Genomic DNA, 10,756 nt, shown 5'->3' on the forward strand with positions numbered 1-10,756 from the left:
CACCCCAGCAGCCAGGTCGATTGCACTCCCGTCGTCAGGTCGAGGCGGGCCCGCCGGTGGAGCGCTTTGAAGTGTGCGGCCGCATCACCGGGATCACCAAAACGGGAAAGATCACCGTGGCCGCGCCAAACCGCTATTTCCGCGCTCCCATCCAGTTTGAGCTGGCGGAAAACCCGGATATTTCGCTCGAGCTTTCAGGCCGGGAAGCGCTACCGTTTATCGCGCGGGGGGCCAAAGTAACGGGCAAAGGTGTCCAAATCGCCCCGACCGCGGGAAGAATGTCCGAAATCACCGTCGAACTCGTCGAGCCGCTGACCCTCACGCCGAAGCGTGAGCCGCGTAACGGAAGTCACCGTGCCACGGAACGAACGCCCGAACGTTTGCCTGGCTCGCTTCCGGGTACACTCCCCGGGAGTGATGAAGCGCACAAGCCCCATGCAGGGCCAGGTTCCCAGGAAAAACCGGCCGAGGGCGGCGCAGAAAATCCGTCGTCTGACCAGGAACCGCCCAAGAAGGCCGCAGGTATCGATTTGCCTCCCCTCGATAATTGACGGGGTCTGAGGGATGGTTGCAGGCGCAACGGGCCAACCGCAGGAGGCGACGACCTCCCAACCTCGCGCCCGCCGCTCCTACTCTCTCACCGCCGAGACGTGGGCACGCTTGCGCAGGGATCCCTGGGCGGTAATCTCGCTGTGGATTCTTGGGGTCATCTCAGTACTGGCGCTGGCGGCGCCTCTTCTTCCCCTTTCACCACCGCGGCTCGTGCGAACGGAACGCCAGTTTCAACCTCCGCGTTTCTGGCCGCTCTTTGAATACGGCTTTCGGCCTGGCGCCGACGAGGAAACTTCGCTTTCCGGCTCAGATGAACGGCCAGCCCGAGAAGCGATCCTCGAGGAAGGCTTTGGACAGCTTGGTCCGTTGAGCGGACTGCTGCTGCGAATACGTTGGTCCATTTTTGGCGAGTGGTGCCTGGCACCGATTTGCGGGACAGATAAGCTGGGCCGTGATCTTTTTTCCAGAATCCTCTGGGGAGCCCGCGTGTCCCTGGCTGTGGGAATCGTGGCCACGCTCGTTTCCCTGGTGATCGGGGTTACTTATGGGGCCATTGCGGGATTTGCGGGGGGACGTGTTGATCGACTGATGATGCGGCTGGTGGACATCCTTTATTCGGTGCCCTTCATTTTTGTGGTCATCTTTATCATCACGATCGTCAGTGCGGAGCCCGTGCGGAATGTCCTGGAAAACCGCTGGGGACTCAACCGCATCATGATCTTTTTCCTCGTGGTGGGGGCCATTTACTGGTTGACGATGGCCCGGGTTGTCCGCGGTCAGGTCATCTCCCTCAGACACGAACTTTTTGTGGAAGCGGCTCGTGCCCTGGGGGCGAGTTGGTGGCGGATCCTCTTTCGCCACATTCTTCCCAATCTCGTCAGTGTGGTGGTGGTTTATCTGACACTGACCATCCCCCGGGTGATATTGTTTGAGGCATTCCTCTCCTTCCTGGGGCTTGGCGTGGAACCGCCCGACGTGTCCTGGGGACTGCTGGCCAACGAAGGATTGCAGGCCATCACGCCGCTCAAAATTTACTGGTGGCTGGTGGTCTTTCCTGGTCTGGCCTTGGCGCTGACGCTTTTTGCGCTCAATTTTCTGGGAGATAGCTTGCGTGACGCTCTCGATCCCCGGCTCAAACGGATCCGTTGATCCCATGGATTTTCTGGTGGAATGGGCTGGATAGCCGGGATTTGCCCGCGGTACAATACGTACGAGTTGCCGACACCAACACAACCACCACGTGCGAGATGCGAATATGGGGTTATACGACCGCGACTACATCACCAGGAGGACGATGCCCGGGGGCGCCTGGTCCACCAGCCAGTACAGCATGGTGACGATCCTCATTGTCATTAACGTGGTGGTTTATGTGCTGGATGCCTTCAGTAACTACCGGCTGAGCGCATTGACGGCCGCCCGAGTCGGCACACTCACGCGTCCCTGGTTGTGGTGGCAGTTTCTGACGTACGGCTTCACTCACGCGCCCAGTCCCCAGCACATCTTTTTCAACATGCTGACGCTGTGGTTTTTTGGCCGGGATATCGAATACCTTCTCGGCCGGAAAGAGTTTCTCAGACTGTACCTTTTCCTGGTGATCGCCGGAGGCGTGGTGTGGGCGGCCGTGAATCAGCTTCAGGGAGCCCCCGCAGGGAGTTCGGTGATTGGGGCCTCCGGAGCGGTGGTGGGCATCTTCCTGCTGTTTTGCCTCCATTATCCGCGAAGAACGATTCTGCTGTTCTTCTTTCTGCCGGTGCCGGCCTGGCTGGCAGGTGTGTTGCTTTTGGCCCCGGACCTTATGTCGGCCATCCAAAGCAAGGAAAGCGAAGTCGCCTATTCTGTGCACCTTACCGGCGCGGCGCTGGCCGCCCTCTATTACTATCAAAATTGGAACCTCGGACTGTTCTGGGAGAGGCTCGGCGGCGAAAGAGTCTGGGTCAGAATCAAGTATCTTTTCCAGCGGCGACCACGGCTTCGGGTCCATCGCGGCGAGTACGAGTACCTCCGTGACATGGATGACGTGGGAGATCCCACGGATGCCGAAAAAGAGGAGTGGGAAAAGCTCGAAGCGGAAGTGGAACGCATTCTGGACAAGATTAATAAATCGGGTACCGATAGCCTGACACGTGCGGAGCGACGAACCCTTGAACGGGCCAGCCAGCTTTACCGCCAGCGGCGGCGGGGTTCCTGAACAACCCGCCGGGGGATGTGCGTCGGGGCGACCGACGGCTTCTTTGAGATGTCTCCTCTCCCCGATGTGGAAAAAAAAGAAGCTTCGCGCTTGAAAATCCCACTGTCCCATGCGACAATGACATTGGGCAAGGGCTTGTCTGTTGGTCACGAGGAGATTGGTCATGTTGATGGTTCGCAGTCGGGCGCGAAAGGGTTTTACACTTGTTGAGCTTCTGGTGGTGATCACCATCATCGGGATGCTGGTGGCCATGCTGATGCCGGCCGTCCAGATGGCCCGGGAGGCAGGACGACGTTCGCAGTGCATGAACAATCAGAAGCAGCTTGCAACGGCCCTCCTCAATTACGAATCGGCACGACGACAATTTCCGGGCTGGGTGGAAACCCTCACGTTGTCAGATGGATCCAAGCTCGATGTCGCATGGTTTGTCACGCTCTTCCCGTACATCGAGCAAGGACCGCTCTATCAGCAGTGGATGCAGGGCACTCTCAATCCAACCGCCCTGCCTTTTGCGGTTTGCCCCAGCAATCCCCTGGAGTCTGCTTCTATCGTCAATTCCCAGTTGCCGATTGAGACCGCTATGGCGTACGTGGTCAATGCAGGGTGGCCGGGGTCGATGCTCAACAACAACACGCAGGAAGGTCCCGCCGATGCGGTGTTCCTTGAACGAGGTCAGGTGTTGCTGGCCAACGGCCTGCAGCTCAAGCAAATCAATCTGGATTATCTGAGCTCGCACGACGGTGCGTCCAACACGATCGCCATCTCGGAGAACATCAACGCTCGGGGTATTTGGGCCTATTCCGCTCCGGTTCCCACAGGCAGCTTCCCCAGCAACGGCGCGTACGATCCCAAGTGGGAATACGCTGTTGGCTTCAACTGGTTTGACAGCCCTGGCACCTGCCGGAGAATTAATGCCTGCCTGAAAGGTGATCCCAATGGAGTGACCGATCCGATCACGAATCCGGAGCTTGCCCGGGCGTCCAGCCGGCATCCCGGCGTGGTTAACGTCGCTTTCTGCGATAGTCATGTCATCACCCAGCGTGACAACATCGACTGGCTCGTTCTTGCCCAACTTATGACTCCGGATAACTACAAGGCAGGAGCGGCAGCCGGCTGGCCACAGCTTCGCGACAGCGTGTACGATTCCGGCAACAACTGATGTGCATGGGGCCGGAAAACGCAGGCAACGGCCTCCAGTACGTTACCAATGTGAACGCAGTTTTCGTCCCTGACCCGAACCAGTTCACTCCCGCTCGATGATGACGTCCATCGGGCGGGAGATTGTGTTTCTTGGTCGGCCCGGCCCTGCCAGTCCTATCGCCTGAAGGCGAACGGGTCCCATTCCAAGTTTTCGGCTGTCAATCTCAAAATCAGCTTTTTCCCCGATCTTCCTGGCCAGGACGCGACCATTCTGCCGCACGACGAGCGCAAGGGCTCCGGGACTCTCCACGTGCAGATGGACAGGCTCTCCCAATCTGACGTGAGGTGTCTGGAGCTTCACTGAGATCTGGCTGCCGAAATTGTCACACGTAAGCCCCACAACGCGGCCACCCCGGCTGGCAATGAGGCCCGTTTCCACGGCCACAACCCGCACTTCGTGATACCCGTCGTCCCACTTGGTTGTGTCGATGGTGAACGCCTCGTTTGGGCCAGACCGTCCCACGAGACGTCCATCCACAAACCACTCGAAGTGATCGACCTGGCCACCGCCAATTGGTGGTGGTAATCCCGGCCTGGGAAAATGGGCTTCAGGACGGAGCGTGACCACGCCGCGAACCGTCTTGCCTTCCGGCAGGTCTTTGAGCTTTACCACAGGAATGTTGGCCCACGGGCGGCAAAGCGGATCGCCCACAATGAGCAACTGATACGGTCCATACACGGACTGATAAAAAGCCTCCGCCGCGCTGCACCCCCGCGCGTAATGGAGATGGATTGTCGGCAGGGGGAACTTTTCAGCGATAGCAAACGGTTCGGTGACTGTCCCGCTGGCAGCCGCTGCACCGTAACGAAGAAACTCCGTGAGAGGCGTTTGTCCCGCAGACTTGGCCATGACTCCACCGAGACTCGTCAGATGGTCGCAGATGGCACCGGGCAGGATGGTGCTCCCTGAACGTGCCCAGTCGAATTGCGCCGTCCCCATCATGACGCCCTGACAGTCGGGTTTATTTTCGGGCATGATTCCATGGACGATTTCCGCCCGGACATTGAGCTTCGCAAGAGCCTCCACAACTTCGGGGAAGGCCGGGTCGCGTGTGCGGGAGCGGATATCGTCGTTTTGCACGAAGTAGATCGTGCCTCGAGGAAAACTCGCATCGGCAGCCGCACTGCGGCGGAGATACTCGAAGATTTCTTCCAGCGTGTTTCCGCGGGTATCTTCGTCCGCTGCGACGGCCAGCACCATCGACAGCAAATACCGCTGGCCCTGCTTGGCGAGGTTGCCATGCTCGTCAAATGGCAACCGACTGGTGAATCCCAGCGTGGGAAGCTCTTTTTGCTCAGGAATTGCGCGCCGCATGTACTGGTTGACCCGGAGGGACATGTAATAGTCGGGCCGGCGCGCGAGCACTCCCGCGTAGAGATAGGTCAGCCCGTTCAGGGATCCACGAGGTGTGAGCACACGCGGCCAGCGGGCACTGGCCTGTTCTTCGGCCGATTTTCCTTCGTCGGAAGGTCCCCCCGGTCGCGCGGGGGGAAGTAATTCGGGATGCTCCTCGGCCAATCGCTCGATATCTTTCCGCAAATCGATTCCCCAGGGAAAATCGGCCGAGTAGGCGACGCAGTCAATCCACTCGAGGGCTCCCTGTCTGGTGAGATGTTCGATGATGGGAAGCAGAATCTTTGCACGGAATCGATCGACGTCCGTCACCTGTTCCTTGGGATCCCAGGCGAGATAGAGGACGTTGGAATCGGGAATCTGACGAAGTGACTGGTAGAAGTTGGCTACCGCGTGGGAAACCGGACTTTCGGAGTTGACAACGAGGAGCACGTTTTCCGGCCCACCTCCTGCCCGCGCGATCCGCATTCCTCCAAAGAGCACAATCACCAGCGCGCAACAAACCGCCAGACCGCCTTTCCACGCTCCGCACCACGCGTGCGCCATTGTCTGACTCCGCACCGGGAATCTCCTCACACAGGACTTGGACATTTGGGTTGGCCCAAATTGTTGTCTTGCCTCCCCCATCGGCTGATTCTCCGATCAGTTTTCGTTATACTCGTGTGAAGTTGATGCGTTAGCTGGGTAGGGTAGAAGCTTTCACGAGTTTCCATTGTAAGGAGTCGCAGCCATGAGATTGCTCCCCACCCTTGTTCTGGTCCTGGTCGCGCTTCCCGTTTGGGCGGAAGAAGGCTCCAATTGTCTTACCCCCGAAGAAAAAGAACAAGGCTTTGTTTGCCTTTTCGACGGAACATCGCTCGACCAATGGCAGGGCGATACCAAGGGTTACGTGATTGAAGACGGCGTGCTTGTATGCAAGCCTGGCGGGAATCTCTACACCAAGAAGGAGTACAGCGATTTCATTTTCCGATTCGAATTCAAATTGACCCCCAATGCCAACAATGGTGTGGGGATCCGCACACCGCTTGGATGTGATCCCGCCTATTGCGGCATGGAAATCCAGATCCTGGACGATTCAGGAAGTCAGTACACACAGCTTCAGCCTTACCAGTATCACGGCTCCATCTACGGCGTGGTGCCCGCCAAACGTGGTCACCTCAAACCCGTCGGGGAATGGAATAGCGAAGAAATTCTGTGCCAGGGACGGCACGTCCGGGTGACACTCAACGGCGTGGTTATCGTCGATGCGAACCTCGATGAAGTCCAGCCGATGGATCACCGCGACCACCCCGGCCTGAAACGGGATAAAGGGTACATCGGATTCCTCGGTCACGGCACGCGGGTGGAATTCCGCAGAATACGCATCAAGGAATTAAAGTAACAGGGCACCGGGTTGTTTCTCTGCGACTGGCACTCCATGTGTTATCTCGGAATCGAGATCGGCGGGACAAAGCTCCAGGTCGGCGTCGGGACAGGCGACGGTCCTCGGCTGATGGCCCTGCGTCGGGATGAGATCGACCGAAGGCTGGGAGCCGAGGTGATTCGCCGCCGGATTCTCGATTTTGCCCGGCCACTCATCGCCGAGTATCATCCCCGGGCGGTCGGTATCGCGTTTGGTGGGCCCATCGACGTTCAATCGGGACGAACGTTGAAAAGCCATCACGTGGCCGGTTGGGACAACTTTCCCCTCGTTCAGTGGGGTCAGGACGAACTGGGGCTCCCCGCCGCCATGGGAAACGACGCCGATCTTGCCGGCTGGGCGGAGGCCATCCATGGGGCGGGCAAAGGCCATCGCGCCGTCTTCTACATTACTGTGGGCACGGGTATCGGTGGAGCCCTGATTTACGAAGGCAAAATCTACACCGGCGCCTACGGGATCGCCGCCGAAATCGGCCATCTCCGTCCGGGCCCGGCGGCTATCTCGCCCGAAGAAGATCTCGAATCCGTCTCCGCAGGTTGGGGGATCGCTGCCCGGGCGCAGGCCCTGGTCAAAGAGGTGCTCGCCTCGCACGCTGCTTTTGAGGCCGATTCCGGCCAGGCAACACTCATCATCCGGTGGCGTGAGAAGTGGGCGACACCGGAGTCCAGCGATGTGTCCTATGCCACGCTCTCCGACGCAGCCACGGATCTTCTGCGGCGATGTGATAACGATGTGGAACGGCTCACCACAAAGATGCTCGGGGAGGCTCTCGCGTCCGGCAATGTCATCGCGGCGTGGGTCTTTGCCCGGGCATTGCGAACGCTCGGCTGGGCCATCGCTCAGATGATCACGCTTATAGCACCTTCAGCGATTGTCATCGGCGGCGGGGTGTCGCTTCTTGGAGAACGGCTGTTTTTTGAGCCGCTCCGCAAAGAGGTGGCCCGATATGTCTTTCCGCCGCTCGCCGATCGGTACGTCATTCGACCGGCGGAACTGGGGGAAGAAGTGATGGTTCATGGTGCGATTTTGCTCGCCCGGCACAGATTCGAAACTGCCGCCGGAAAGGGCATGACATCACCCGTGCTTGAATAGAAGGTGAATGCTGCGGTTACAACTGGGGATCCGGAGTCCTGGTGATGGCTCCGAGGGACACCGATGAGCAGGAAAGGAGAGTGGCTATGATCCCGTGGAGACGACTTCCGCTTCTCGTTTTTGCAGCGCTGACGCTGGGTCCGTTTTCAGTTGCATGGGCGCAGACCGCCTACACCTATCGCGACCTGCTCATGCAGATGCTTGATCCGCGAGCCCCCGCCGTGTTGCCGGCGGACGGAGAATACTGCAAGCAATGGTCAAGTTGGGATCGCGCCAGTCAGTATGACGAGGCGACGGGCAAGTATATCAACTGGGCAGCCAACGGGGATGGTCATCACTTCATCCGCGAGGAAAACGGCATGGAGGTCCTGGCGGAGATGGAAGGGCCGGGGTGCATCTGGCGTATCTGGTCGGCCCTGGCCCAGGATGGACATGTCAAGATTTATCTCGACGGCGCGGAGCAACCTGTTGTCGATCTGCCTTTCAAGAAATACTTCTCGGGAGACACGCCACCCTTCAACTATCCGCAGCTCTCCTACCACCTGGAGGATCAGGGGTGCCGCGGTCAGAATCTCTACATGCCCATCCCTTATCAGAAATCCTGCAAGATTGTGGCGGAAAAGGGGTGGGGACGCTATTACCACTTCGTTTATCGCACGTATCCGAAAGGCACCCGAGTCCCGACTTTTAGCCCCCAACTTGTCGCAGAACACGCTGATCTGTTGAAGAAGATCAACGATTTCTTTGCCGAGAAAATGGGGGAATTGCCGCCGGTTTACGCGGGCACGGAACTGGAAACCCACGGCGGCGTCCTGGAATTGGCCCCCGGAGCCAGGGAATCGCTGGAGCTCACCGGCCCTAAAGCCATTGTCGCCATCAAGGGGAAGATCAAGTGCGGAGATCGGGCCGACGAGATGGCGGCTCTTCGCCGCGTGGCCCTGCAAATCACCTGGGATGATCAACCCAAGCCAGCCGTGTGGTGCCCCGTGGGAGACTTCTTCGGCACCGCTCCCGGCTGGAATAAGTACAAAAGTTTCCTCACGGGCGTGACAGACGAAGGCGGCTACGCCTACTGGTACATGCCCTTTGCCAGGCGTGCGCGAATCGAGGTCATCAACGAGGACAGCGTGCCGCGTCAGATCGAATACAAGGTTATCGTGGCCCCGTTAAATCGGCCGTTTGAGGGGCTCGGTTACTTTCATTGCAAATGGCACCGGGACACCTTCGAGGTTCCGCCCGATCGCTGGCCCGACTGGTCGCTTCTCCGTACCGAGGGGCGCGGCCGGTATCTCGGCGTGATGCTACACGTGTGGAATCCTCTCGGAGGTTGGTGGGGCGAAGGAGACGAGAAGTTCTTTGTGGACGGTGAAAAGTATCCCTCCACCTTCGGCACAGGATCCGAGGACTATTTCGGTTATGCGTGGTGCGATCCGCACCTTTTCCAGCGGGCATACCACTGTCAAACAATGACGCAAAACAATAAGGGGCATCAGTCGGTGTTCCGCTGGCAACTCGTGGACAACGTCCCCTTCCACACCAGCTTTGACGGCTACATCGAGAAGTACTTCCGTACCGAAGAACGCGGCACCCAGTATGCGGTGACGGTATGCTGGTACCTTGATCCCCAGGGCAAAGACCCCTACGACCCGGTCCCCGTGGAACAACGTCACGATTACTACGTGAAAAAGGCTCTCAAGATTGCCGGTTTTCGCATTCTGAACGAGCCGCCGGGGAATCTGGAGGCCCAGGGAATGCAGCACTTTCCCCTGGGTAAATGGAGCAACAATGATCACCTGTGGTGGACGGGGGCCAAACCCGGCGATGTGCTGGAAGTAGGATTCGAAGCCCCCAAAGACGGCAAGTATCAGGTGGCCGTCATCCTCACCAAGGCGCGCGATTATGGCATCGTTCAGCTTTTCATCAACGGCCAGAAGGCGGGTGACCCCATCGACCTCTACAATCCTGAGGTCATCCGCACCGATCCCATCCCCCTGGGTACTTTTGAGCTCAAAAAAGGGGAGAACACGCTGCGCGTCGAGATCGTGGGCGCCAATGAAAAGGCCATCAAGGCCTACATGTTCGGGCTGGACGATGTCGTCCTTACGCCGATTGAGTAGCGAGGCTCTGCAGCCCAGCAACTACGCTTCTTGCTGCGATTGAGTGAAGAGTCCATGCTTTCCCGGGCTGCCGTTCATGCGGCAGCCTTTTTTACAGGGATTGCCTGGACAGGAACGTGCGGCATCTTCAAAGTTCGCGCCCAGGTGAAAACGATGACTGCCACGTAGAAAGGAAGCGAACCCGCCAGGGCTAGCGCCAATCCCACCGCCGCCCCACGCATGCCCCACCACGCGGTGAAAGCCGGCAAAAGGACCAGCAGGAGAAGCACTGTTATCCCGCGGATCACCATATGCTGGCGAAACGCCCCAAGGGATTCGACACCGCGTCCGAGCACGCTGGTCATGTAGAGGACACAAGCGGCCACGACGATGCAGCGAAGAAATGTCGGATCCTCGAGAATCCGCGGTGTGAGGACCGCTCCAATCAATTTCTGGCCGATGGCCGTTTCCGCCACGGCAAGCGGCAGTAAGGCGAGCAGAATCGTGACGGCCATGAAACGGCTCAGCAGAAAGACATAGCGACGAAGTTCCAGCGCGTGATAACAGCGTGCGAGGCGCGGGGCCAGAGCGTTTGCCATGGCGCTGATGAAGAGCTGGCCCACCGCAGCAATTTGAAGGGCGGAAGCAAAGACGGCCAGGGCCTCCTTTCCCAGGGCCATGTCCACCACATACCGGGGGATATTGGTGATCAAATTGATCTCAAAATTGACCACTCCGGCAGGAAGACTTTCCCAGATGATCTTGAGCCACCCGGCGTGCGGCCGCAGGAATTGAACGGTTTCCACGGGCATGGCAGGGGAGGTCCGGGGACCTGCTTCGGCAGTTTCTTCTGC

The 10,756-nt window shown here is 58.7% G+C and carries 9 protein-coding genes; 7 read left to right on the forward strand and 2 right to left on the reverse strand.

Features of this window, described 5'->3' with window-relative positions:
- The 4 genes from H5U08_RS03495 to H5U08_RS03510 form a co-directional block, all read left to right on the forward strand.
- Positions 1 to 551 (forward strand): hypothetical protein (locus tag H5U08_RS03495; protein WP_297030174.1); only part of this gene is annotated, 551 nt, incomplete at its 5' end.
- Positions 552 to 564: 13 nt separating this feature from the next.
- Positions 565 to 1,701 (forward strand): ABC transporter permease, encoded by a 1,137-nt coding sequence (locus H5U08_RS03500; RefSeq protein WP_297030175.1) that lies wholly within the window; start codon positions 565 to 567, stop codon positions 1,699 to 1,701.
- Between the two features lie 106 nt (positions 1,702 to 1,807).
- The gene (locus H5U08_RS03505) at positions 1,808 to 2,740 is read left to right on the forward strand and encodes a rhomboid family intramembrane serine protease (protein WP_297030178.1); all 933 of its coding nucleotides are present in this window, start codon (positions 1,808 to 1,810) and stop codon (positions 2,738 to 2,740) included.
- A 163-nt stretch (positions 2,741 to 2,903) separates the two neighbouring features.
- A complete protein-coding gene (locus H5U08_RS03510; protein ID WP_297030181.1) occupies positions 2,904 to 3,899 on the forward strand; it encodes a DUF1559 domain-containing protein in 996 nt (331 codons plus the stop codon).
- A gap of 84 nt (positions 3,900 to 3,983) precedes the next feature.
- Here the strand turns inward: H5U08_RS03510 and H5U08_RS03515 are convergent, their stop codons facing one another.
- Positions 3,984 to 5,840 (reverse strand): hypothetical protein, encoded by a 1,857-nt coding sequence (locus H5U08_RS03515; protein ID WP_297030183.1) that lies wholly within the window; start codon positions 5,838 to 5,840, stop codon positions 3,984 to 3,986.
- Positions 5,841 to 6,024: 184 nt separating this feature from the next.
- Between H5U08_RS03515 and H5U08_RS03520 the strand changes: the two genes are divergently transcribed.
- The 3 genes from H5U08_RS03520 (at position 6,025) to H5U08_RS03530 (ending at position 9,923) form a co-directional block, all read left to right on the forward strand.
- Positions 6,025 to 6,675 (forward strand): DUF1080 domain-containing protein, encoded by a 651-nt coding sequence (locus H5U08_RS03520; RefSeq protein ID WP_297030186.1) that lies wholly within the window; start codon positions 6,025 to 6,027, stop codon positions 6,673 to 6,675.
- A 36-nt stretch (positions 6,676 to 6,711) separates the two neighbouring features.
- Positions 6,712 to 7,806, forward strand: coding sequence for an ROK family protein (locus tag H5U08_RS03525; RefSeq protein WP_297030188.1), 1,095 nt, complete (start codon positions 6,712 to 6,714; stop codon positions 7,804 to 7,806).
- A gap of 86 nt (positions 7,807 to 7,892) precedes the next feature.
- Entirely contained in the window at positions 7,893 to 9,923 is a 2,031-nt protein-coding gene (locus H5U08_RS03530) for a DUF2961 domain-containing protein (protein ID WP_297030191.1), read from the forward strand.
- A gap of 74 nt (positions 9,924 to 9,997) precedes the next feature.
- Here H5U08_RS03530 and H5U08_RS03535 read toward each other — a convergent pair.
- Positions 9,998 to 10,756 (reverse strand): MATE family efflux transporter (locus tag H5U08_RS03535; protein WP_297030192.1); only part of this gene is annotated, 759 nt, incomplete at its 5' end.

It is taken from the genome of Thermogutta sp. (assembly GCF_014359955.1).
Taxonomy (GTDB): Bacteria; Planctomycetota; Planctomycetia; order Pirellulales; family Thermoguttaceae; genus Thermogutta.

What these genes read in the sequence shown, in the direction of transcription:
- H5U08_RS03530 (WP_297030191.1), top strand. Translation starts at nt 7,893, where the DNA reads ATGATCCCGTGGAGACGACTTCCGCTTCTCGTTTTTGCAGCGCTGACG.
- H5U08_RS03500 (WP_297030175.1), top strand. Translation starts at nt 565, where the DNA reads ATGGTTGCAGGCGCAACGGGCCAACCGCAGGAGGCGACGACCTCCCAA.
- H5U08_RS03520 (WP_297030186.1), top strand. Translation starts at nt 6,025, where the DNA reads ATGAGATTGCTCCCCACCCTTGTTCTGGTCCTGGTCGCGCTTCCCGTT.
- H5U08_RS03515 (WP_297030183.1), bottom strand. Translation starts at nt 5,840, where the DNA reads ATGGCGCACGCGTGGTGCGGAGCGTGGAAAGGCGGTCTGGCGGTTTGT.
- H5U08_RS03510 (WP_297030181.1), top strand. Translation starts at nt 2,904, where the DNA reads ATGTTGATGGTTCGCAGTCGGGCGCGAAAGGGTTTTACACTTGTTGAG.
- H5U08_RS03505 (WP_297030178.1), top strand. Translation starts at nt 1,808, where the DNA reads ATGGGGTTATACGACCGCGACTACATCACCAGGAGGACGATGCCCGGG.
- H5U08_RS03525 (WP_297030188.1), top strand. Translation starts at nt 6,712, where the DNA reads ATGTGTTATCTCGGAATCGAGATCGGCGGGACAAAGCTCCAGGTCGGC.